Here is a 25155-nt window from a genome sequence, read left to right as displayed (position 1 = left end):
TAATATCAAAGCAAATTTTGACTCAATCTAGATACTCATGTTGCCAGACAGAGCCGGTCATGACGACTGATAATGAAAACTTTTATGTAACAACAGCAGATAAACTTAATCTGCCTGCTTATTTTCCAGTTCGTTCAGTGCGGCCAATACCTCGGCTACAGCAACCGCTCCCGGATCAGCCACGCCGGCCAGATTCTGTTGATTAACATACGATGAGCGTCCTGCTCCGGCTTTATGCATGGTAGCCGTTTCTTCTGCCCCTTCTCTGGCAGCCAGAGCCGCGGCTTGAATATTCTGTTTCTGCCATGCATGCAATGCTGGTTGCAAGGCATCAATCAGAGTACGGTCACCCAGGTCTGCACCGCCATAATGCTTCATTTGTGCCAGCCCGTTTAACAAAGCCTCTACCAACGTGCCCCCTGTCTGCAACTTCTGGCCGGCTGCGGTGAAGAAAATCGACATCAAGACACCGCTTGAACCGCCCATGACAACAGCCAGCCGCTCTCCAATACACAGTAATAACTGCGACAAATCATTCAGGGGTAAGCGCTGTTGTGCCAGTTGCTGGGCAACAGCATGAGCTCCATGAGCAAAAGTGCTACCGGTATCACCATCACCTACCTTTGCATCCAGCGCATTCAGACGACTTTCCAGTCTGATAAGCGTATCTGTTATAACGGTAACATAGGCGGCCACCTGAGAATTTTCTGACGGCGTGTAATCTGACTGTGTATATACAGGTTTACAGGCAAGTGTTTTTAATGGCTTTAATGCTACCGGCTTCTGCCAGCCCTGAGTTTCAACTGGCGCATTAAGCGCCTGCTTGAAGTCATCGTTCAGCTTGAGTAATGACAGTGAAAAACCTTTCATATCCAGCGAGGTAACCAGCGGTGCAGGGCCAATCAGCCATTCAATTTGCTTACTTAAGGCAGAATGTGCCAACTCACGGGTTAATAAAGCCATTTCCAGAGCAGAAACACCACCCAGATTATTAATTAAAACAGCAAAACGTCCTTCCCCAGCTGACTGTTGCAATGTATTAACCAGAGTATCAATAAGTATCTTGCTATTTTGCGTACTCACTACCGAAGCGCCGGGTTCTCCATGAATACCCAACCCCAGCTCTACCTGCCCGTCTTTAATACGCTTTTCTTCCTCATAGTCTGGCAAATTACAGGTTTGCATGGCTACGCCCAAACTCCATAGATTGTCACATACCTGCTGCGCCAGATTACGCACCTGAATTAATGATTTGCCTTCTTCAGCAGCATAACCAGCTATTTTATGCACCAGCACTGTACCAGCAATACCACGCGGTTGTCTGTTATCAGGCAGCGCAATATCGTCTGCAACAATAACCATTTCTACATTCAGGCCATGACTTTTAGCCTTTTCTGCTGCCAGCCCGAAATTTAGCCTGTCTCCAGTGTAATTTTTAACAATTAACAAACAGCCATGTTCGCCGGTTACCGCAACGATAGCGTTAAATATCGCATCGACACTGGGTGAAGCAAACAAATCTCCACATACAGCCGCAGTTAGCATGCCTTTGCCAACAAAACCTGCATGTGCTGGTTCATGTCCAGAACCACCGCCAGAAATGACTGCCACCCGGCTTTTATCCCAGTCGCTACGTACAACTATCCGTATTGCTGGATCAGTATCTAGTTTGACAAGATTGCCCTGCGGAGCAGAAATTACCAAACCTTCAATAGCTTCATTAACTAATTGTTTACGGTCATTAAAAAAGAATCTGGACATGATTTTCCAAAGTTATAATTAATAATTGACAGGCAGAATTAATACTGAAGATTATGTACTTATTTACCAAAGTAAATGATTCAATCTTCAGGCTATCTGAATATTGTGGCAGACACAGCCAGCTTTCAGTAGTCAACATAAGACGCAAACTGCACACATGCAAATACATTGCTCACCTGCAAGACAATATATTGCTTTACTTGTTGTTTTTTACATCCGGCCTACCTGATAGATTTAAGCTGGCAGAGTGACAGTAGCGCTATTATAATGTAGACGCTTAAGTGGATAAAGTTTGGCCGAAAATTTCATCACAACAACAGATGCATCAATATAAAATTCAGATATAATTTCAGACATCACTTATTTGCTGATTAAACACAACAGAGTAGACTTGTCTGATAAATCAGCTAATGCTCAAATATCAATACAAAAACCAGAGAATAAACCAGATGAAAATGAAAATTAAAGGATCAGGCCTGACAGACGGCAATCCAGAAGAAAACAGCAGCTGGGAACGCAATATGCTGGAAAAGCTATTATTTGAAGTTTATCGCGAGCAACGACGTAATCGAATCTGGCGCTGGTTTTGGCGGCTGTTCTGGATTTGCATTATCGTTATTACCATTACCTCATTGGGTAGCACAAAACCAGGCGGTGCACATACTGCGGTTATCGATTTGGATGGTATTATCAGCAGCGACAATAATCAGGCAGATTTATTACGTAAAAGCCTGAAAGAAGCCTATAAAAACAGCAATGTCAAAGGCATTATTATTCGTGCTAACAGTCCTGGCGGGTCGCCGGTTATTTCCAGTATCGCCTATGAAGAAATCCGCCACCTGAAAGCTAAGCATCCACGCATACCTTTATATATTGTTACCGAAGATATGTGCGCTTCTGGCTGCTACTACATTGCCAGTGCCGCAGATAAAATTTATGCAGATCCATCCAGCCTTGTTGGCAGTATCGGGGTTATTGGCAGCAGCTTTGACTTTACCGGCCTAATAGACAAACTGGGCATTAAGCGTCGGGTAAAAATTGCAGGTAGCAATAAAGATATGGGCGATCCGTTTGTACCAGAAACACCGGAACAGGCAGAAATCTGGCAACAAATGTTAAGCAGTATTCACAAGCAGTTTATTCAGGCCGTGCAACAGGGACGTGGCAACCGTTTGAAAATTGCTGACAATCCTGACATCTTTAGTGGTCGTGCCTATACCGGTGAAGAAGCCAAAGCAGTTGGTCTGATAGATGACTTTGGGAATGTTTATACTGTTGCACGCGATGTCATTGGTGCACCGGAATTGGTAGATTACACCTCTGAAACCGGCTGGGGCACACGCCTTGGCAAAGGTATTAGCAGTACATTGCAGCAAAATATTCAGAGCATGGCAAACAAACCATGGTAATTTCTGCTATTGACAACAATAGCTAATCCGGCTTTCTGACTATTATGCCCATTTATGTTTCCGCAATCTGTTCAGGAACAGAAATGGGCATATCGTTATATAGACCAGTATCACTACTCGCCCAACTTTAAGTATGCTTTTGTGCCAGCACTATTTAGTGACATGAATTTATCAAGCCTGCTCTGCCTGTAATCAAATAGTTTAAGTTCACCAACACATACTGAATTTAATTGTTTTCCACTCGATTTGATAGAGTTGTTGGTTATAATATTTCTCCCTTATCCAGCCTCAATATCATGTACCCAATCATCAAGCCGCTGTTATTCCAACTGGATCCAGAAACTACCCATCACCTGACATTAAAATGTTTGCGGTTACTGCATCGCTATCATTGCGGTTTTTTACTTAAAGGCAAACACAATCATGCCAATAATACACTGGCCGAAAGTGATAGCAGCAGTACAACGACACTGATGGGTCTGACTTTACCCAACCCGATAGGTTTGGCAGCAGGGCTGGATAAAAATGGTGAATATATAGATGCACTGGCCATGCTTGGTTTTGGCTTTATAGAAGTGGGAACCGTTACCCCATTACCGCAAGCTGGCAACCCCAAACCACGTTTATTCAGATTACCTTCACAACAGGCAATTATTAATCGCATGGGGTTTAACAACTATGGTATTGATACCCTGATTAACAATATCGCAAACAGCCAGTATCGGGGAGTACTCGGTATTAATATTGGCAAAAATGCGGCCACACCAATGGAGAAAGCAGTAGATGACTATCTGATTTGTCTGGAAAAAGCCTATCCCTATGCCAGCTACATCACCGTCAATATTTCTTCGCCCAATACCCGCAATTTACGCAGCCTGCAAAGTGCCAGCGAACTGGACAGATTATTAAATCATCTGAAAAACCGGCAGGCACAGCTGGCAACCCAGCAAAGCCGTTATGTACCTATTGCCATTAAAATTGCACCTGATCTGGATGAAGAGCAAATTGCAGCTATTGCTGATGTCGCACTGAATACACAGATAGACGGGATCATCGCTACTAATACCACCATTGATAAAACTGTCTTGGGTAACCACAAATTTGCGCAGGAAGAAGGAGGCCTGTCTGGTTTGCCAGTACAGACACAAAGTAACCATGTACTACACCATCTATCTGCCCTTCTTAATTCGCAGATTCCACTGATTGGTGTAGGCGGCATTACCTCCGGTGCTGATGCGGCTGAAAAAATTCGCCTTGGTGCCACTGCATTGCAACTGTATTCCGGTCTGATCTTTCGCGGCCCCCAGCTAATTAAAGAATGCGTCAATGCCTGCTGCCAGCTAAAATAATATCCCGTCCAGGTAATTAAAATTTACAATAATTTATTGTATTATCATTATATTTTCACCAATCACACCTCATCTGGACTCACTGCAAATATTAACAGTCCTCTCTGTACCTATTATTTGATTTTATCTTCTTTCCTCTTTGCATTTTCTAGCATACAACTTTATGCAGCTGCGTTTGGCAGTAAGCTCACGCCTGCGCTATGATATCAGCTTTCATGCAAATATTTGCCCAGATTACTTTGTGCAGTTTTTATCTGTACAGGCAAAAACTGCACAAAGTAATTTGATTAAATTGAAAGCCACATCATGCATAACAGCGACATACCGCTGCCAAAGGATATCCAGCGGCCAGCAGAAACCGTATTGGTGAATATTACCCCGCAAGAAACCAGAGTAGCTGTTATGGAAGAAAACAGGCTGTGTGAAATTCACATAGAACGTAACAGCGGTTATGGTCTGGTAGGTAATATTTATCTGGGTGTTGTCCGGCGCGTACTGCCCGGCATGCAAAGCGCCTTTATTGACATCGGCCTGGAACGTGCTGCTTTTCTGCACATTGTTGATATTCTGGAGCAGCGTCAGAAACCCGAGCAACCCCTGCGTATTGAACACATGCTGCATGAGGGTCAGGCAATTGTTGTACAGGTAATCAAAGACCCGATCAACACCAAGGGAGCGCGCCTGTCTACGCAGATATCACTGGCAGGACGCTTTCTGGTACACCTGCCACAGGATCAGCATATCGGTATTTCACAACGTATTGAAGACGAAGAAGAACGCAATCATTTACGTGAACGTCTGCAAAAGCTGTTACCAGCCGATGCAGGCCATGGCTATATTATCCGCACCAGTGCAGAGAATGCCACGGACACAGAATTACAGGCTGATATCAACTATTTAACCAAACGATGGCAGCATATTCAACAGTTATCCAAAATCAGCCCGCCGGAAACATTGCTGTATCAGGATTTACCTTTAAGCCTGCGCGTATTGCGCGACATGTACAGCGACAATATTGACCACATCATCGTAGATTCAACAGCCAATTATGAAAGCATGCGTGAATTTGCCATGAACTACTCTCAAGGCGCACTGGATAAACTGAAATTATTCCAGAATGACAGCCCACTATTTGAAGCGCACAATATCGAAACCAGAATTACCCAATCCCTACAGCCACGAGTAAATCTGGACTTCGGCGGTTATATTATTATAGAACCAACTGAAGCCATGACCACCATTGATGTCAATACTGGAGGATTCGTAGGTGCGCGCAACTTCGAAGAAACCATCTTTAAAACCAATCTGGAAGCATGTCATGTGATTGCACGCGAGCTGCGCTTACGTAATTTGGGTGGCATTATTATTATTGATTTTATTGACATGACCAACGAAGCACATCAAGAGGAAATTCTGACTGAGCTGGCACGGGCACTGGCTTATGACCGCACTCGAGTTACCCTTAACGGCTTCACCAGTCTCGGACTAGTCGAGCTGACACGCAAACGCACACGCGAAAACCTGTCCCAGATACTGTGCGAGCCCTGCCCAGCCTGCCAAGGGCGCGGCCGACTAAAAACCGCACAAACCATATGCTATGAGATTCAGCGCGAAATCATGCGTGAATCACGCCGTATAAATGTACAAGAATTTCGCATACTTGCTTCACCAAGTGTCATTGATTTATTTCTGGATGAAGAAGCCAACTCTCTACACATGTTAAGTCAATTTATCGGTAAACCGATTGCGCTGGCAGTAGAAGCCACCTACAATCAGGAACAATATGATATTGTGCTGCAATAGTTTTATTCTGTAAAAGAGAAACCAGACGTATGAACTTACCTGATGCTGCTCAGGCAGAAAGCCTGTGGCAAACCATTCGCCATGAAACTGAAAATGCGGTGTGTAACGAGCCGATACTGGCCAGCTTTCTGCATCTGAGCGTATTACGCCATAAAAACTTTGCCCGCATGCTTGCCTTTCACCTGTCTACCAAAATGTCCAGTGCAGTAATGGATGCGCGGGCATTATTTGAGATTTATCTGGAGGCACTACATCAAGATCCGGCAATTATTCACGCTGCGCTAGCAGATATAGTTGCCTACTATGAACGTGATCCGGCGTGTGATACTTACTGCCTACCATTACTGTATTACAAAGGGTTCCATGCTATACAGACTCATCGGATTAATCATTGGCTGTGGCAGCAGAATCGTCCTACTCTGGCCTATTTCCTGCAAAACCGTGCTTCAGAAGTATTAGGGGTTGATATTCACCCTGCTGCCTCAATGGGATATGGCATCATGATTGATCATGGTACCGGAGTAGTCATTGGCGAAACGGCAGTACTGGGCAACAATATTTCTCTGCTGCACGGAGTCACTCTGGGAGGTTCCGGCAAACAGAGTGGAGACCGACACCCGAAAATCAGTGACGGGGTTATGATTGGTGCTAATGCTTCCGTATTAGGTAACATTCGGGTACATACCTGTGCCAAAGTGGGAGCCGGTAGCGTAGTGGTTAGTGATGTTCCAGAATATTCTACGGTAGTGGGTGTACCAGCTCGGGTTATTAGCAAAACCAATAAACATGAAAGTCCGGCACAGGAAATGGATCAGCGTATTTAAAAGTATAGTTTGCTCAGATACATTACAGGAATGTTTAACGCAGCTATGTTTTATCTGTTGCAGTCGAATTGAACAGGATAGTAATAATGATAAACTGAGCAAACAAAAAGAGGATGAGAAAGGGTATTTTAAACAACCCAGAATATACATTTCCAAAAAATCTACACAGCAGAATTTTAATAAAAGCTTGTTTCTATTGTTCTGGAAAAAGAATATTCGGTTGCACGAGCGTGTCAGGTTAAATTGTAATCCTTTAAATCTTAATTTTATTGAATTAAACCTGCTATATATTTAAATAATATTATTTTGTTTTTTAATAGTTGTTCTTTTCCTTTTCTACTGTTGCACTATCAATCTTAGTAAGTTGATCTGCTTGTTTTAACCAGATTACGACATCCGTGCAAACACAATCACGAAAACTGCATTCTAATTTGCTGTTATTATCAACCCATGTAATTATCTGATATCCAAAATCAAAACTACAGAACTCATCTGGATAATCTACGCCTAATTTTTGGTTTATATCATGTTCACGTAAATTTAAAAAATCGCTGGCTTTGAATTGGTTTACAATTGTTCTAAAATTTTTCATCCATTGCTTTCGTAACATTAAAATATTATCTACCAAACCCATCTTTTGATTCTAATGCAAAGAACTATACTACAACTTATTTCATATATTGTATGGTATGACTTGTGTATTTTCGGCAAGCTGATAACGACGGTATTCAATATGCACCAGAGTCAAAACTAATGCCTATTCATCGGTAAGAAATAGGACGACTACACTTTAAGAATAACCCATCACTGGTTTTGCATAATGTTTTATAGTTGGCTGTCCGATCATTTATACCGTGTTAAAAAGCCAAATTACAAATATTTGTTGCTTCAACCAGTTAAAATGAGCAATATTGAACAATAAAATAGGGCTTCGGGCGTAAGGCTAAACGGCTTGAGACAATACCTTATGAATTTTAAAAAATTACCTTAATCATGAGGTGGAAATATTTCGGCATTTTTCAACACTGCATGCATTAAGAATACAACTACCGTTAAATATTTACTAGATAATTCCAGTATAAACCTGTCTTCTGCGTAGCACACATCTTATAAATTACACAAAAAATTGCCTACAGATTAATGCAATTAATCCATTCAAAATAGCTCAAATGTAGTCAATCATGCCTAATAAATAAACCAGATAAACGATGTTAATACTTAAAGAATACAAAATAGGAAGACAATAAAAAAACGCAAATTCTAATCAGAATTTGCGATTTATGTGGTGGCGAATCAGGGATTCGAACCCCGGACACAAGGATTATGATTCCTCTGCTCTAACCGACTGAGCTAATTCGCCGTATCTCGTTTTCAAGAGAGACGCAATTATACGATATTTTTTCGCATATGCAAGCACCAATTAAGCAAAAAATAATCATATTATTGTTTTAAAAAATAATTTAATTTCACCAACCCTAATTTAATTTTATCGATGAAGTAAACTGTATAAATTCACATTTTCGGCAAACTACACAATACTTCGCTGGTTCAGCACAGGTATCACTATGCTTTATGATACAATTCAGCCATTTTTATATATCGCCTATTTCCAAGGAATATCATGAGTTTGAAATGTGGCATTGTGGGTTTACCCAATGTGGGCAAATCTACCCTGTTTAACGCCCTAACCCAGTCAGGCATTGAAGCTGCCAATTATCCTTTCTGTACTATCGAGCCGAATGTCGGCATTGTCGAAGTGCCAGATGAACGCATGGCTGAACTAGCCAAAATTGTTAACCCAAAACGAACTCAGCCAGCCATAGTTGAATTTGTCGATATCGCTGGCTTGGTAGCAGGTGCCAGCAAAGGTGAAGGTCTAGGTAACCAGTTTCTCGCTAATATCCGAGAAACAGATGCCATCGTTAATGTAGTACGCTGCTTTGATGACGACAATATCGTCCATGTTGCCGGCAAAGTAGATCCGATTTCCGATATTGAAGTGATTGGCACCGAGCTGGCTCTGGCAGATTTAGCCAGTGTGGAAAAAACCATTGTACGTGAAAGTAAACGAGCCAAATCCGGTGATAAGGAAGCACAAAAACTGGTGGCTATTTTGGAACGTTTACAGCAACATCTGCTGGAGGGCAAACCAATTCGCGCAGCAGGTCTGGATCAGGACGAACTGGCACTGATTAAACCCTTATGCCTGCTGACTGTTAAACCTGCTATGTATGTTGCCAACGTTGCTGAAAATGGCTTCGATAACAACCCTCATCTGCAACGCCTGCAACAACTGGCTGCACAGGAAAATGCGCCTGTTGTTGCCCTGTGCGCTGCGATGGAAAGTGAGATTGCGGATCTGGATGAAGCCGATAAAGCAGAATTTTTAGCAGAAATGGGTTTAAAAGAGCCGGGATTAAATCGCCTGATTCGTGCCGGTTACGATCTACTTGGCTTGCAAACCTATTTCACTGCCGGTGTACAGGAAGTCAGAGCATGGACCATCCATAAAGGCGATACCGCACCGCAGGCTGCGGGAGTAATACATACCGATTTTGAACGTGGCTTTATCCGCGCACAGGTAATTGCCTACGCCGATTTCATTGCCTGTGGCGGCGAAACCAAAGCCAAAGAAGCCGGTAAAATGCGAGCCGAAGGCAAAGAATATGTGGTTAACGACGGCGATGTTATCCACTTCTTGTTTAACGTTTAACCGATAGCAATAATTAGCCAGCAACAGCCGGGCTAAGGCTGTTGCTTTTTTATGCGTTTCAGCTCACATCATTTAGTTGCATAAGCTGAAAACCTACACATCAGATAGCAAAAATTAAACTGCCCTGATTTCAGTCAGACACAGATTATCCTGTTTCTGCATGACAGAACAGCAGCGCACACACCATACATGATTAGCTTAATTATTGATTTTAAAAAATAATGCATTAAAAATAAAAATACACATATGAACAGCCTGAATACTGGCAAAAGCAGACAAACCTTTTCTTGTTACAGCCAAACTCATGATGTATCAGTTTTTTGCAACCAAAAATGCAGTAACAAACAAATCGTGTAAAATAATGCATCATTATTAATTACCTAACTGGAAACAGGCTAACTGGCCAGAATCAGCCAAAACACATTATGATATTGGCTATTGTGTTTTTTATGCAGCCAGAAACCAGCGTAATCCAGTTTCACGCCATTTTAATTTAATTTGAAAGTATAAAATCTTACTATGACCAGTGTTGTTCACGATTTACAGCAACGTGGCCTGATTGCCCAAACCACCGATGCTCAGGCTCTTGATACCTTATTAAACGAACAGAAAATCACCCTTTATTGCGGTTTTGATCCCACTGCTGACAGCCTACATATCGGACATTTATTACCTATTCTGGTATTGCGTCGTTTTCAGCTGGCCGGACATACTCCAATTGCCCTCGTAGGTGGTGCCACCGGCATGATTGGTGACCCCAGTTTCAAGGCACAGGAACGCTCACTCAATACACTGGAAACAGTACAGCAATGGGTAGCCAAAATACGTGCCCAATTACAGCCATTTCTTAGCTTTAGTGGTGAAAACGCTGCCATTATGGCTAATAACTACGACTGGTTCGGCAACATGAACTGTCTTGATTTTCTGCGCGACATCGGCAAGCACTTCTCAGTGAACGCCATGCTGAATAAAGAATCTGTAAAACAGCGTTTAAGCCGTGATGATGTGGGTATTTCCTTTACTGAATTCGCTTATGCTCTGCTTCAAGGTTATGATTTTGCCGAACTGTATCGCCGTCACGGTGCCGTATTGCAAATCGGAGGTTCAGACCAATGGGGCAATATCACCGGTGGCATTGACCTATCCCGCCGCCTGCATCAGGCTACCGTATATGGCTTAACCTTGCCATTGGTAACCAAAGCCGATGGCACCAAATTTGGTAAAACCGAAGGCGGCGCAGTGTGGCTAAGTGCAGAGAAAACCTCCCCCTATCAGTTCTATCAGTTCTGGTTAAAAGTTGCTGATGCCGATGTATACAAATTCCTCAAATACTTTACCTTCCTCAGCGTTACCGATATAGATGCTATCGAAGCACATGATCAGGCCAGTGGTACCAAGCCGCAAGCACAGCGTATTCTGGCTGAAGAAATGACTAAGCTGATTCATGGTGAAGAAGCACTGGCGGCTGCACAGCGCATTTCTGCCAGCCTGTTTGCTGAAGATCAGAGTGCCCTTACTGAAAGCGATTTCCAGCAATTATCTCTGGACGGACTACCCGCTTTTCCCATAACCGAATCCACTAACATCGTACAGGCATTAACTACAGCGGCACTGGCCAAATCCAACAATGAAGCACGCGGCTTTATCAGCCAGGGTGCAGTCATGGTTAACGGACAGAAAATTGACAGTGCTGACTACATATTCAGCGACCATGACAAACGTTTCGGCCGATATACCATCGTGCGTCGCGGTAAACGTAATCATGCCTTACTGGTATGGCAATAATCTTTTCAGATTCTATAATATACACCTCAAAGGAGAGTCAATATGAGTAATCACACTACCATCTTGCAACATCTGCCTATAGGCGAAAAAGTTGGCATTGCTTTTTCCGGCGGCCTGGATACTTCAACAGCACTGCTGTGGATGAAACTGAAAGGTGCATTACCCTACGCCTATACTGCCAATCTAGGTCAGCCGGATGAAGATGATTACAATGCCATTCCCCAAAAAGCATTGGAATACGGTGCAGAAAAAGCCCGTCTGATTGATTGCCGTACTCAGCTGGCACATGAAGGTATCGCAGCAATTCAAAGCGGTGCCTTTCATGTGCACACTGGTAGCATGCCATATTTCAATACTACACCACTAGGTCGTGCTGTTACTGGTACTATGCTGGTGGCCGCGATGAAGGAGGATGATGTAAATATCTGGGGCGACGGTTCAACCTATAAAGGCAATGACATTGAACGCTTTTACCGCTATGGCCTGTTAACCAATTCGGCTTTGCGCATTTACAAACCATGGCTTGATCAGCAATTTATTGATGAGCTGGGTGGACGGCATGAAATGTCTGAATTCCTGATTGCTCAGGGCTTCAACTATAAAATGTCTGTAGAAAAAGCCTACTCAACCGACTCCAATATGCTTGGTGCAACTCATGAAGCCAAAGATTTAGAAATGCTCAATAGCAGCATGAAAATCGTACAGCCAATCATGGGGGTTGCTTTCTGGAATGAGCAAGTAAGCATTAAAACAGAAGAAGTACGCGTACGTTTTGCAGAAGGCGTACCAGTAGCCTTAAATGGGATTGAATACAATGATCCGGTAGCATTGATTCTGGAAGCCAACCGTATTGGTGGCCGCCATGGCCTAGGCATGACCGACCAGATTGAAAATCGTATTATTGAGGCCAAATCACGCGGTATTTATGAAGCACCGGCGATGGCATTGCTGCATATTGCCTATGAGCGTCTGCTCACCGGTATTCATAATGAAGATACCATCGAACAGTACCGCATCAATGGCTTGCGTCTGGGCAGATTGCTGTATCAGGGGCGCTGGTTTGATTCACAGGCACTGATGCTGCGCGAAACTGCACAGCGCTGGGTAGCTAAAGCCATTACTGGTGAAGTAACTCTGGAATTACGTCGCGGTAACGATTACTCCATCCTCAATACCGAATCACCAAATCTGACCTACCAGCCGGAACGGCTAAGCATGGAAAAAGTCGATAATACTGCCTTTTCTCCAGCCGATCGTATAGGCCAGCTCACCATGCGTAATCTGGATATTGCCGATACCCGTAATAAACTGGGAATCTATACCAAGAGTGGGCTATTATCAGTAAATCAGGATGCATTGCTACCTCAATTAACTGATAAAAAAGATATTCTGTAAGATTCATAATTTAAAAAATTCAAAAACCGGATGGCATTTATGCACCACCCGGTTTTTTATTGCAAATATAATCTAATTGGCATCTATAAATATTAGGTTCAATCATTTGACCAATGCGTTTACCGTGTCGATTATTGCACCAGCTGTGCCATAATCTTCATACGTTAAATGATCAGCAAATTACCGGAAATGCCTCGACAATACCATCTTCCTCTTCGACAGAACGCGAACTGTGCCTTTCACAATCAACTTCTTTTACTATTATAGCTTGTACTACTAGCCACATGCCGTAATATGACTTCAACTAAACCATCAAGCTTTTTATAGTGCCATATTAAAGTATAAGCTGTATTAGGTTCATTAAAGGCATATTTATATCTTCACAATATCCCAGAATCTTAATCATTCAGATTATCTACTACGGTAACAGCATTATCTTGTAATATATTTCTTACTGGGATAGATATTTATTTTGCAGAAATAAATATAAGAGATAAATTTATAAATACTACAGTCAGCACTGAATAAACTATTCGTATTAGATATAAACAAACTATTGCTATTGGAAAGAAAATAAATAACCTGACAAGGTTATCAAGTATGCCATTCTTAATCTGAGTTACTTTAACATCAGATACTGTATTGGCTGAATTTAATTCCATTTTTAAAATTCTGGCCGCGCGATAATTTTGTTCTGAAGTACCACAAAATTTAAATCCTTGTTTAAGCAAATGCTTTGTATACTGATTACAGTAACAAAAGCACATGAGTGCAATAAATAGCAGTGTCCCCAATCTGGGAAAATTAAGCTGAACACCAAGAAAGGAAATGATTACGCACCAGATAAACCAGTACAATGAACCTCGCACATCTTTAACTAATAATGGAGTAAGGAAACCCATAAAAAAAGGCGTTATAGATAATCCCGTATATGCTATTTTAAATTCACCTGTATCTGGATTAAACATAGGCGTTAGCTTACGTTTTAAAGCCAAAAAAGGAATTTTAATAGTAAATGAATACTTTGGCCGATACTCATTTTCGTTAAACAGTCTATACTCCTCAGACTTCCCTACTTTAGTTTCAACAGGTTCTAATAGTCCAGGAATTATCTCCTGCCTTAACTGTGGATTTTCTGTAAGCAATTTAGCATTATATTTTGCCCGCAAATCAGGGTTAAGCAATACTTTGCGACAGGTTTGCCATCTTTCCCAATCTAAAATCTGCTCATCTGCTGCCCTTTTCAATGCACAACGGATTTCATCATCGCTAGCAGATAAACTAACCTTTAGCAGAGAATATAAGTTAATCATCGCCATATTTCTCACCCTATTATTCAGATTAAATGTGTTAATTACTATCCAGCAAGCACTTAACTTTCATTCTTTATACTGCAAATTGACTGTTATACGCAATTTTATGCGGCATTCAGAAAAATATTCACAAAAAACTAATATTAAAGCTAAAATGTAATTACTCAATAATATATATATTTCCAGAGTAAATTATTCTACCATTGAACTGAATAAACTCTTATGAAATAAATATGTACACAAAAGATTATTTCGAACAAAATGGCTATGCTGTTATTAATGCATTAATTACGCCGCAACAACTAACAGAAATAGAACAACAGCTAGAACAGGTTAATTTAACCACTGCTGGCAGCCGTGAATTACTTACACAGCCATGGTGTCAGCTACTTGCCAACAATTTAAAAAACAACACCCTGCTATCTGCCCTGCTTCCAGAAAAACCGATTGCGATTCAATGCACCTTATTCAAAAAATCAGCAGACAAAAACTGGCTGGTACCGCTACATCAGGACTTAAGTATAGCTGTCAGACACCGGTTCTCTGACAGCCGCTTCACAGGCTGGTCTCACAAACAGAATATATTATTTGTACAACCACCCGTGCAATATACGCAGCAACTTGTTGCAGTTAGATTGCACATAGACGACTGCTTGCATGAGCATGGTCCGCTCAAAGTGGTTGCGGGTACACATCAGCACGGCAGAATTGCTGAATCAGAACTGCGGCAACTCCGTGATCAACAAGGAGAGCAAGAATGTATTTTATCCAAAGGTGGCGCGGTTATTATGCGACCGCTTATTGTGCACTCATCTTCTAAAGCCATCCAGACAAATGGCAGACGTGTATTACACTTCCTGTATGCGCCTGCGACTCTGGCTGAAACCATTCCCTTTCAATTCTGCATTTGAATGTCCCAGTATTCATCAGACGGGAACTGACCATATCCATGAACTGGATACGATTAATTATTTATACTGTGAATTAATGTATTTTTCAGACTAAATAAATAATCCGGTTAATCGCTTATATTAGCCACAAATATTTCATTAGCTAGCCAACACGATAGTGAGGCTAATTAATGGAACAACATAGTTTTATCACAATCAATCAGCTCAAATAATGGTTCTCCGGTATCTAATTCATCGACATCAAACTGATGATTTTATTTAGCCAGAATAGTAACCATTGTCTTACAGTAAATTTACACAATAATATTAAATATTCAGATATCTGCCAGAGTGCAACTGCGTTGCCATAAAGATGTTTTACAACGCAAATGGCCAACATATTGCAACGGATAAACCGGCACCACAGATGGGATATCGCCAGCGCGCATATGCAGCAAATCACCGGGTGCAACCCACTCAGCCGGCGTTTTGGTTAAAGGTAACCCAGCATAATCATAGGCGGCTACTACTAGCTGCGAACAAAAATAGCGATCAGAAGAGAAAGGTGTCACCTGCACCAATGCCATGGTATTCAGACACAGATGGCGAAAGGCACGGGGAATTACTGGTAATTCGCATACTTTACGCGTGAAAGTATAAGGAGTTTGCTTGATAATACCTAGATAATTGTATTTCCCCCCAGCTTCAGCCTTGGCAAATTGACGAATTTTTTCAGCCTGCAAATTATTCAAATGTGGATGGCGATAAACCACCAGTAACGGACTTTCATCAACACTTTCAGCCAGTGACATAATATGCACACCGCCACCAACAGCCTCTGCAATTTCGCCATCGCCCAGATACAGAAATGCATGGCTAACCGATGTATTACCAAACAGACGCAAAACGCGTGAATTCAGACTAGAATCAGCAGAAAATAAAATATCACCACTTTGTAAATCCATTGGTTCAACTAATACTACGCCAGTTTGCGGAGCTGTATTTTGCCGTTGAAATTTTACGACAACATGTTTTTTCTCTCCCGACGCATCTGGAACTCGATGAAACTGTGCAGTACAGGCAACACACAGATAACAACATAAAATTAAAAACAGAAATTTTAAATGTTTCATAACTGAAACGATATTAAATTGAGTTTTATAAATATTTATCATTATTCAGAGCTTGGTTTCTGTTTGAACCTAATAGATAAGAATTTAATCAACACTTTCCCGTTTTACTTGAGCAATAATTCTATATATGAAAACAGTTTTTAATAATATTAAGAATATAATTAAAACTGTCTGATATTTTTTACATTAATATACTTTCTCCCCACATAATAACATATATTAACATTCATAATTAAGTAAATAATCAAAAAGCAGCTGTAATAAATAGAATATTTATCGTAATTAGTGACTGAAACGAGTTACTATTTTCAAAATTGTATTAGCAATAACAAAAAAATATTTTTTAAACTAGCCGACTTATCAATGATATAAAAAAACCCTGCTTAGAGCAGGGTTTTTTTATCACTAAGGTAGAAAATTATCTAACTTTTTTAGCTACCATAGTACGGATTTTAACGTCTACACGGCGATCAGGTGCGATACATTCGATCAAAGCAGCACGTTTCTTGGCAGCTGAAACTTTTTTGCCCAGTTTGGCAACTTCAGCCTGACAGGATTCGGTCATGCGTGCTTCAGATTTACCCAAGCCAACTGCAGAGATTTTCTCAGCAGGAACACCTTTGGAAACCAGATATTCAGCAACAGCATGAGCACGATGATCAGACAGAGTCTGGTTATATGCTTCAGAGCCTTTAAAGTCGGTGTGGCCTTCAACACGTACAGTTTGTACGCTGCTGTCAGCCAGACGAGTAGCTAATTGATTCAGAGTATCAATTGCTTCCGGACGCAAGTTGTATTTATCAAAGCCAAACAGGAAGTTAGCAGACAAAGATACAGTTTCATCAACAAATTTAGGTGCTTGGGGAGCAGCCTGAGCAACGATTGGGTGACCACAGTTGTTACCCAGAGTAGGCTCGTTATCGTTGTTGAAACGGTTTTTCACACATTCAGGTGTACCATCAGCACCGTTTTCACGGGTGACAAGAATTTCGCCAGTTCCTTTTTCAGGAGCAGAGCTAGTAGTATAGCCATTGTAAGCACCAGCAGGTTCACCGGTCCAGTCGGCACCCGGTACAACACCATTGGCAAAAGCGGCAGTTGAAGCAGCCATAGCAACGATCAATGCGCTCAATTTTAGCTGTTTGGTCATGTTATTCCCTCATCAAAAAATTTGTTATGTGTTGATTCAGCCTGAAATTCGCCTGATCAAAACACAAATACCATTTACAGGCCGCTCAAACCGGGCGGGTAGCTTGGTAAATCAGGCCTATACTATAAAAAACCGCAGCATAAACTGTCAATACACAAACCACCAAGGCGAAGCTGCTAGACGACCCGCTTCCTAACTGTGCATCATGCCTAAAAAATAGCTTTGTGTCACTTATTTACAACTAAATTCGCGCCGTCACCTCAATTAAGTTGCTTTAAAACAACATGCAAGCTTCTATTGGCCTGATCCTCCTCAGTAGGCTGATTAGCTTGTAAATTTGTTTAGCCTTAAGTGAAAGTGTCCCATGTCAGAATGGGTAAATTGCGTTATGATACAGATAAAGAAGCTTTTTTGTTGTATTTGAGCGACAATTAAAATAATGCCAAACTTAAAGGGGCTGAAGCCATATGAAGCTGCAACAGTTACGCTATGCAGTTGAGGTTTATCGTCAGAATCTGAATGTCTCAGAGGCAGCAGAGGTACTGTTTACTTCTCAGCCAGGTATTTCCAAGCAGATTCGCATGCTGGAAGAGGAGCTGGGCGTACCGCTGTTTATCCGCCATGGCAAACGTATGGTTGCAGTTACGGCACCGGGAAAAATTGTACTGGAAACTGCCGAACGGGTTTTGCGTGAAGTACAGAATATCAAGCGCATCGGCACAGAATTTGCGGATCAGAATATTGGTTCTCTGACTATTGCCACTACCCATACACTGGCGCGCTATGATTTGCCCGAAGTTGTATCTGCTTTTGTTGAGCGCTATCCTCAGGTTCAATTAAGTATTCATACTGCCAGTCCGAAAACCATCAGCTATATGGTACTGGATGGAGAGGTAGATTTTGCCATTGGCATGGGAATGGGAATTGAGCACCCCGAGTTGCGTAAACTGAGCTGTGAGGCATGGAATCGCAGTGTCATTGTTCCCGACAATCATCCCCTGTTGAATCTGAAACGTCCGTTACGACTGGAGGACATTGCTGCCTACCCGCTCATTACCTATGATATTGCTTTCAGTGAACAATCCAAAATCGCCCGTGCATTTACTCAGGAGGGTTGCAGTTTACCCAGAGTGGTACTGGCTTCAACTGATACAGATGTAATAAAAACTTATGTAAAACAAGGGTTGGGTATTGGGCTACTGGCCAGTATGGCTTTTGATAGCAGACAGGATCAGGGTTTGCAGTTAATTAGTGCTGAACATTTATTTGAACCTTCGTTTTCACAGGTTATACTCAGGCAGGATGTTTATCTGCGCGGCTTTGGCTATGAATTTCTGGCTTTATTCGCTCCAAGGCTAACCCGTGCTCGAATTGAGTCTGCCCTGTATTCTTCTTTCGAAGAAGATTTTTCAATTTAAGAATCTACTTATACCATAGCCATTTTGTACGCATTATACAAAATGGCTATGCAAATATTTTTAACTGATATCAAGTATCAAGGCATTAGCATTCCGCCGTTAACGTGCAGTGTTTGCCCTGTGATATAACGTGCTTCTTCACTGGCCAGAAACAATACAGCTGCGGCCACATCTTCCACAGTACCAAAATGATGCAATGCAGTTTGTGCTGCGAAGAAATCACGCTGCTCCTGTGGTAAAGCTTGTGTCATATCGGTTTCAATAAATCCGGGTGCAACACAGTTCACGGTAATACCACGTGAGCCTACTTCGCGTGCCATGGATTTACTAAATCCAACCAGTCCGGCCTTGGCAGCAGCATAGTTTGTCTGGCCGGCATTACCGGTAAAGCCAATCACGGAAGTCACATTGATAATTCGACCCCAGCGTGCTTTCATCATGCTGCGCGTTACCGCTTTACTGGCACGAAAGGCTGATTTCAGGTTGATTTGCATGATTTCATCCCATTCTGCTTCTTTCATGCGCATCAGGAGGTTATCGCGGGTAATACCAGCATTGTTCACCAGTATTGCAATATTGCCGATATTACTTTCGATATCCGCAATCAGATTTTCAATACTGTTTTCCTCAGCAATACGTAATTCCCGTCCTTCACCGCCAACATCAGCCAGTACCTGATTAATACTGGCCACACCAGTAGCAGAAGTTGCCGTACCGATTACCTTAGCTCCTTTTTCAGCCAGAAGCCGGGCAATAGCCGCGCCAATTCCACGGGTAGCACCAGTTACCAGAGCGATTTTACCTGTTAAATCCTGATTCATAATTCTTTCCTTTAGCTGGCAGAATGCGCAGCAATAAAACTTTCCATGGTTTCCACACTGGTTAATGCGGCACAGCTGGCACTTTTATCAATTCGTTTAGCCAGACCAGCCAGCACTTTACCCGGACCACACTCTGCAAATTCAGTAATACCTTCTGCCACCAGCTTGCTCACTGTTTCGGTCCAGCGTACCGGTGAATACAACTGCTGCACCAGCGCCTGTTTAATCGCTTCCGGCTCTGAATGCACGGCAACATCTACATTATGTAATACCGGAATCTGCGGCGTTTCAACTTTAACCTGTGCCAAAGCCGTAGCCAGTTTGGCGGCAGCCGGTTTCATCAGGCAACAGTGAGAAGGTACAGATACAGGTAAAGGCAGTGCACGTTTGGCACCAGCCGCTTTAGCCAGTTCACAGGCGCGGGAGATGGCCGCAGTACTTCCGGCTATCACTACCTGACCGGGCGAATTATAGTTTACTGCTTCGGCAACGGTACCAGACAATTCATTTTGCGCCTGTAAGCAAACCTGACGCACGATATCATCATCCAGTCCCAGTATTGCTGCCATTGCGCCTTCACCAGCCGGTACAGCTTCCTGCATCAACTGAGCACGCAGGCGAACTAGTTTAACGGCATCATTAAAGGCCAGACTGCCGGCTGCTACCAGAGCGGAGTATTCGCCCAGACTATGACCCGCCAGCATCACCGGCATCTGTCCGTGCAGTTGCTGATAGACACGCCAGCTAGCAATACCGGCAGTCAGCATCAGTGGCTGGGTGTTAACGGTTTCATTCAGGGCGGTGTTGTCCTCACCATTCATAAGAGCCCACAAATCCTGATCAAGCACTGCCGAGGCCTGTTCAAATGTTTCTTTAACAACGGCCATGTCGTTGAAACCGGCCATCATATTGAGACTTTGTGACCCCTGACCGGGAAAGAAAAAAGCAATACTCATGGTCTTCCTTGATTTGAATGGAACTAATGTCCAAATAATTATTTTGATGGAGGCTGGTTAGCCTGTAAAGGCTGACTGTGATGCAGAAACATTCTGGCACCAGCTGGAGCGCCTATTGCATAAGCCAGATTAGCTTCTAGTGACTGGGCAAATGGCCCCTGATAGATTTTATTACCCATATGGGTCAGATTGGAGCGTGCATCAACATAAACTTTACCGCCCAGTAGATTCCATAAACGGCAAAAACTAAAATCCTCAGACAAATAGCGTTTGGTTACCGGATCAACCAGACAGTCATAAAAACGGTAATGATAGCCCTGATCGGCAACACCAAGAGAATCAGGCTGATATTGCAGTTCAGGATAAGCTTGTATCAGACGGGTAAAGACCTGACGCTTAATAACCATGAATCCGGTTGGCGCTTCCGGAAGCTCAATAAAGCCTTCGTCATCAACCTGTACATGCACTTCATTATTGGCATCTGCCTGACTGATATTGATGGTATAGCGGGTATAGGTAGCATTGAACTGCTGCTGGGTCATATGCGCGTCAATACCTTCTGCTGGCCATGATTCATACTTGAGCGGATACACGCCAGCAACAATATCGCGATCTGCCAGCAGCAGGCGCTGAAATGCTTCCGGTGAAAAACCAATATCGGTATCAATCCAGCACAAGTGTGTCCATTCAGGATGCGCCAGAAACTCGGCTACGCAATTATTGCGCGCCCGGGTAATCAGGCTTTCGCCCTGATGCATGAATACCTGTATCGGAAAACCGGCACTGGTATGCGCCGCCACCAAAGCCAGCAACGACTGTACATAATTACCAAAGTAACGGCCATCATGGCTGGGTGACATAATGACCGGATACATACTGGCTAACGCAGATTGAGGTAGCATAATCCGACCCTGATAAGAACGATATTAGTATTTCAGGGTAATCGCACCCCAGGCAAAACCACCACCAATACCTTCGAGTAATAAAGTCTGGCCATGCTGGATGCGACCGCTTTTAATCCCTTCATCCAGAGCAAGCGGAATAGAGGCTGCGGAGGTGTTACCCTGCTCTGCCAGCGTAACAATGACTTTGTCCATCGGTACGCCCAGATGACGGGCAGTGGATTCGATGATACGCAGATTGGCCTGATGCGGAATAATCCAGTCTATATCAGCCGGCTGTAAATCAGATTCTTCAATAACTTCTTTGGCAATATTGGCCAGTGCCTTGACAGCAAATTTATACACTGCCTGACCATCCATATAAAGATAGGGTGACCCTTCAATGGCACCGGCAGCGATTTTTCCCGGCGTTTGCAGGATATGGCTATAGCCGCCATCTGCCTGTAATCTGGTCTTGATGATACCGCCCTCCTGTTCGGAGGCACCCAGAATTACAGCTCCGGCACCATCACCAAACAGTACGCATGTACGCCGGTCATTCCAGTCTAGCAGGCGGCTGAAAGTTTCAGCGCCAATAACCAGTGCTTTGCTCGCCATACCGCTTTTGATATAGGCATTGGCCGTAGCCATTGCATACATAAATCCGGCGCACACTGCCTGAACATCAAATGCCGGGCAACCAGAAATACCAAGTTTGTTCTGTACGATGCAGGCAGTAGCCGGAAAGGTCATGTCTGGCGTTGATGTAGCAACAATAATCAGATCGATGTCATCTGCAGCTATAGCAGCATCGGCGAGTGCGGCCTGTGCTGCAGCAACAGCCAAATCACTGGTCTGTTCATTTTCCGCAGCAATATGGCGCGCTTTGATACCGGTACGTGTGGCAATCCACTCATCGGAGGTATCAACAATTTTGCTCAGGTCATCATTGGACAGACGGCGTGCAGGCAGATAACTGCCTGTGCCTAGAATATGAGCATTTAGCATGGCATAGTCTTTATTTACGACAAAGGCCACATTTTAAACAAAGTTATTTAACTTGTCTGCCTTTGTAACAGGATGATTTATTCTTCCAGTGCAGCCAATTGCTGGGCTACACCGGCCTGAATTTTCTTGATTGAATCTGCTTTGATGGCCTTGTAAGCCTCCTGCAGTGCAAAACAGAAACCCGTAGCATCGGTGCCACCATGGCTTTTGACTACCACACCACGCAAACCAAGAAAAATAGCACCATTGAAGCGTCGTGGGTCCAAACGTTGTTTAAAGCCTTTTAATGTTGGTAATGCAATTAAAGCGGCCAGTTTATTAAACCAGCTGCGGGTAAACTCCTCTTTAACAACTGTACCAACGAATTTAACAGCACCTTCAATACTTTTCAGCATGGCATTGCCGGTAAAGCCATCAACTACGAGTACATCGACTTCGGCCGTAAAAATGGCATTACCTTCAACATTGCCGACAAAATTCAGATTGCTGCGCCGTAGAAGCTGATAGGTTTCCTTGACGGCGGCATTACCCTTGATATCTTCAGTACCAACATTAAGCAAACCCACCCGCGGGCGGATATTTTCAGGCGACAGTGCTGCCACCTGCTGGCTGCCAACGATGGCAAACTGCAAAAGCTGAGTACTACTGCAATCAACATTGGCACCAAGATCAAGTACCAGTGTGACATGATTATTGCGGCCGGGTAAAAACTTGGCAATAGCCGGACGATCAATACCGGCAATGGTTTTTAATACAAAGCGTGCGGTTGCCATCAGGGCACCAGTATTACCAGCCGATACGGCAGCCTGCGCCTGACCTTCTTTAATCTGGTTAATGGCCACACGCATGGAAGAATCTTTTTTATTCTTAAGCGCTGACGTTGGTTCTTCATCCATGCCTACCACTTCACTGGCAGAACAGATAGTAATCCGCTCCATGGAAGCATTAGCTTCAGTTAATGCATTTCTGATTTTAGTCTCGTCACCAACGAGAATCAGTGCCGCATCTGTTTGCTGCTGTAAAAATGTCAGCGCACCCGGAATGGTTACATCCAGTCCGAAATCGCCGCCCATTGCATCAACTGCGATGGTTTTCAAGGTCATATGTTATGCCTCAGGTGTCGTTTGGGCTGCAACGTTTTCATAGTGCTCATCAATATCAAGTGCATCCCAAGGATAATTAATCCACCAGTCATCAACCTGTATTGCGCTATAGAAAGGTAAATCAGCTGGCAATACCCCTTTTTTGGGTTTGCGTTTCTCGTGCAATACAGCAACGCCCAGCTGCTGGAAACCTTCATGCTGTAATTCACGAATACAGTATTCTAGTGTAGCCCGACTGTCATCCACTTCGTCAACAATCAGCAGTTTTTTGTCTTTCATTTTTTCATCAAAACCATTAGTCCACTGGATTTTCTGTGGGCAGTCGGTCGGACAGTCGTTGATGTCATAATAAGACAAAGTAACAGTATATACAGGAATATTCAGAAAACTTCGCAATATACGAGCCGGAATAAATCCACCACCACCGATAGCAATCATTGCATCAAATGAATGTCCTGATTTCTGGATTTTTTCTGCCAGCTGTTTGATGGCACGATGTATGTCTTCGTAGTTATACCAGATTTTTTTCATGGGAAACCCGGGTCAATATAAAGAGCAAGCCACTGATGGCTGCTGGAAAAGTAGAAGTATTTTATTTTAACAGGATGAATTATCCTGCTAACAATGGATACAAAAAAGCCAGTGATTGCTAATGCAATGTCTGGCTTTCATACGCATTTAATAATCACAGATGTGAATTATTCACCTTTGGCTTTGATTACCTTGCGTCCGCGGTACATACCATTTGGAGAAATGTGATGACGCAGATGTACTTCACCAGTAGTGGTGTCAGTAGAAACCTGTACAGCGGTCAGACCATCGTGTGAACGGTGCATACCACGTTTTGAAGGTGATTTTTTGTTTTGTTGTACTGCCATGTTAAAGCTCCTGGGTAATTTAAGTTAATTCGTTAGTGGCCGCTTTTCAGTCCTGCCAGTCTGGCAAAAGGATTGCCAGAGTCTTGATTGGTTTGGGGTGCCAGAGTGTGATCACAGTCTTCATGTCGCGGAGCAAACGGAATCGCCATTAAAATCTGGTCTTCCAGCAGTGCAGTAAGATTATATTCTGCACTCCATACTGCGCCTTCAAGTGATTCATCAGCGGCCATGGCCTCGTCCAGCAACTGTTCGCTGGCAAACAGCACTATATGCGACTGGTCATTCAGCGCCCAGGAAACTGCCTGTAAACAGCGCTGACACACCAGCTGCAATTCACCTTCTATGCTGATATCGATAAAAGAACGCTGCCAGCGGTCAATACCACCGCTGACTTTATACTGGATAATGCCATCGCGTTGCGCCAAAAGTTCATGTGACCAAACCCGCCGGTCAAGCGCCTGAAGCTGCAATTGACCGCCGCGTTGCTGCTGTTCACGTGTGAACGTGGCTGTATCAATCAAAATAGGGTCTAACATAAACGGCGGATGATATAATTTAAGTCTTC

22 protein-coding genes and 1 tRNA gene are annotated in these 25155 nt (G+C 43.1%); 9 read left to right on the top strand and 14 right to left on the bottom strand.

Annotated elements, in window-relative coordinates; translation table 11 throughout:
- Positions 1–105 precede the first annotated feature (105 nt).
- Complete coding sequence (locus BGI33_RS08750) at positions 106–1761, bottom strand: dihydroxyacetone kinase subunit DhaK (RefSeq protein WP_100090824.1); 1656 nt, start codon at positions 1759–1761, stop codon at positions 106–108.
- 449 nt (positions 1762–2210) lie between these two features.
- Between BGI33_RS08750 and BGI33_RS08740 the strand changes: the two genes are divergently transcribed.
- The 4 genes from BGI33_RS08740 (at position 2211) to cysE (ending at position 7146) form a co-directional block, all read left to right on the top strand.
- On the top strand, positions 2211–3170 hold the full coding sequence (locus BGI33_RS08740) for a S49 family peptidase (RefSeq protein WP_100090822.1): 960 nt from the start codon (positions 2211–2213) through the stop codon (positions 3168–3170).
- Between the two features lie 296 nt (positions 3171–3466).
- Positions 3467–4519 carry a quinone-dependent dihydroorotate dehydrogenase gene (locus BGI33_RS08735; RefSeq protein ID WP_100090821.1) on the top strand — a complete coding sequence of 351 codons (1053 nt, stop codon included), beginning with the start codon at positions 3467–3469 and terminating at the stop codon, positions 4517–4519.
- A gap of 306 nt (positions 4520–4825) precedes the next feature.
- Positions 4826–6322 carry a ribonuclease G gene (gene rng / locus BGI33_RS08730; RefSeq protein WP_100090820.1) on the top strand — a complete coding sequence of 499 codons (1497 nt, stop codon included), beginning with the start codon at positions 4826–4828 and terminating at the stop codon, positions 6320–6322.
- A gap of 29 nt (positions 6323–6351) precedes the next feature.
- On the top strand, positions 6352–7146 hold the full coding sequence (gene cysE, locus BGI33_RS08725; RefSeq protein WP_100090819.1) for a serine O-acetyltransferase: 795 nt from the start codon (positions 6352–6354) through the stop codon (positions 7144–7146).
- A 313-nt stretch (positions 7147–7459) separates the two neighbouring features.
- Here the strand turns inward: cysE and BGI33_RS08720 are convergent, their stop codons facing one another.
- Positions 7460–7780: a hypothetical protein gene (locus tag BGI33_RS08720; RefSeq protein WP_100090818.1), complete on the bottom strand. Its 321-nt coding sequence runs from the start codon at positions 7778–7780 to the stop codon at positions 7460–7462.
- A 649-nt stretch (positions 7781–8429) separates the two neighbouring features.
- A tRNA-Met gene (locus tag BGI33_RS08715) sits at positions 8430–8506 on the bottom strand.
- A 261-nt stretch (positions 8507–8767) separates the two neighbouring features.
- On the opposite strand from BGI33_RS08715, the gene ychF reads away from it, so the two are divergent.
- The 3 genes from ychF to argG all read left to right on the top strand — a co-directional run bounded on the left by ychF (position 8768) and on the right by argG (position 13039).
- Positions 8768–9859, top strand: a complete 1092-nt coding sequence (ychF, locus tag BGI33_RS08710; protein ID WP_100090817.1) for a redox-regulated ATPase YchF — start codon at positions 8768–8770, stop codon at positions 9857–9859.
- Between the two features lie 519 nt (positions 9860–10378).
- Complete coding sequence (tyrS, locus tag BGI33_RS08705) at positions 10379–11644, top strand: tyrosine--tRNA ligase (RefSeq protein ID WP_100090816.1); 1266 nt, start codon at positions 10379–10381, stop codon at positions 11642–11644.
- 42 nt (positions 11645–11686) lie between these two features.
- Entirely contained in the window at positions 11687–13039 is a 1353-nt protein-coding gene (argG, locus tag BGI33_RS08700) for an argininosuccinate synthase (RefSeq protein ID WP_100090815.1), read from the top strand.
- A gap of 467 nt (positions 13040–13506) precedes the next feature.
- Here argG and BGI33_RS08695 read toward each other — a convergent pair whose 3' ends face one another.
- Positions 13507–14358 (bottom strand): hypothetical protein, encoded by an 852-nt coding sequence (locus BGI33_RS08695; protein ID WP_100090814.1) that lies wholly within the window; start codon positions 14356–14358, stop codon positions 13507–13509.
- Between the two features lie 227 nt (positions 14359–14585).
- Here BGI33_RS08695 and BGI33_RS08690 point away from each other — a divergent pair, with 227 nt between their 5' ends.
- Entirely contained in the window at positions 14586–15263 is a 678-nt protein-coding gene (locus BGI33_RS08690) for a phytanoyl-CoA dioxygenase family protein (protein ID WP_100090813.1), read from the top strand.
- Between the two features lie 314 nt (positions 15264–15577).
- Here the strand turns inward: BGI33_RS08690 and BGI33_RS08685 are convergent, their stop codons facing one another.
- Positions 15578–16375: a hypothetical protein gene (locus BGI33_RS08685; RefSeq protein ID WP_144235411.1), complete on the bottom strand. Its 798-nt coding sequence runs from the start codon at positions 16373–16375 to the stop codon at positions 15578–15580.
- Between the two features lie 418 nt (positions 16376–16793).
- Complete coding sequence (locus BGI33_RS08680; RefSeq protein ID WP_100090811.1) at positions 16794–17525, bottom strand: OmpA family protein; 732 nt, start codon at positions 17523–17525, stop codon at positions 16794–16796.
- A 467-nt stretch (positions 17526–17992) separates the two neighbouring features.
- Between BGI33_RS08680 and BGI33_RS08675 the strand changes: the two genes are divergently transcribed.
- Positions 17993–18943, top strand: coding sequence for a CysB family HTH-type transcriptional regulator (locus BGI33_RS08675; protein WP_100090810.1), 951 nt, complete (start codon positions 17993–17995; stop codon positions 18941–18943).
- 77 nt (positions 18944–19020) lie between these two features.
- Here BGI33_RS08675 and fabG read toward each other — a convergent pair whose 3' ends face one another.
- From fabG to BGI33_RS08635, 8 genes are all read right to left on the bottom strand, one after another.
- Entirely contained in the window at positions 19021–19767 is a 747-nt protein-coding gene (gene fabG, locus BGI33_RS08670) for a 3-oxoacyl-ACP reductase FabG (protein WP_100090809.1), read from the bottom strand.
- 8 nt (positions 19768–19775) lie between these two features.
- The gene (gene fabD, locus BGI33_RS08665; protein WP_100090808.1) at positions 19776–20720 is read right to left on the bottom strand and encodes an ACP S-malonyltransferase; all 945 of its coding nucleotides are present in this window, start codon (positions 20718–20720) and stop codon (positions 19776–19778) included.
- A gap of 38 nt (positions 20721–20758) precedes the next feature.
- Positions 20759–21622, bottom strand: coding sequence for a hypothetical protein (locus BGI33_RS08660; protein ID WP_100090807.1), 864 nt, complete (start codon positions 21620–21622; stop codon positions 20759–20761).
- 24 nt (positions 21623–21646) lie between these two features.
- Positions 21647–22609 (bottom strand): beta-ketoacyl-ACP synthase III, encoded by a 963-nt coding sequence (locus tag BGI33_RS08655; protein ID WP_100090879.1) that lies wholly within the window; start codon positions 22607–22609, stop codon positions 21647–21649.
- A gap of 77 nt (positions 22610–22686) precedes the next feature.
- Positions 22687–23706 carry a phosphate acyltransferase PlsX gene (gene plsX, locus BGI33_RS08650; RefSeq protein WP_100090878.1) on the bottom strand — a complete coding sequence of 340 codons (1020 nt, stop codon included), beginning with the start codon at positions 23704–23706 and terminating at the stop codon, positions 22687–22689.
- Positions 23707–23715: 9 nt separating this feature from the next.
- Entirely contained in the window at positions 23716–24243 is a 528-nt protein-coding gene (locus BGI33_RS08645) for a phosphoribosyltransferase (protein WP_100090806.1), read from the bottom strand.
- Positions 24244–24410: 167 nt separating this feature from the next.
- Positions 24411–24590, bottom strand: coding sequence for a 50S ribosomal protein L32 (gene rpmF / locus BGI33_RS08640; RefSeq protein WP_037404788.1), 180 nt, complete (start codon positions 24588–24590; stop codon positions 24411–24413).
- Between the two features lie 32 nt (positions 24591–24622).
- A complete protein-coding gene (locus tag BGI33_RS08635; RefSeq protein WP_100090805.1) occupies positions 24623–25126 on the bottom strand; it encodes a YceD family protein in 504 nt (167 codons plus the stop codon).
- Positions 25127–25155 lie beyond the last annotated feature (29 nt).

This window comes from Snodgrassella alvi, assembly GCF_002777425.1.
Classification (GTDB): domain Bacteria; phylum Pseudomonadota; class Gammaproteobacteria; order Burkholderiales; family Neisseriaceae; genus Snodgrassella; species Snodgrassella alvi_B.
The sequence above is the reverse complement of the archived record's forward strand: the minus strand, read 5'-3'. Positions and strand labels throughout refer to the sequence as shown.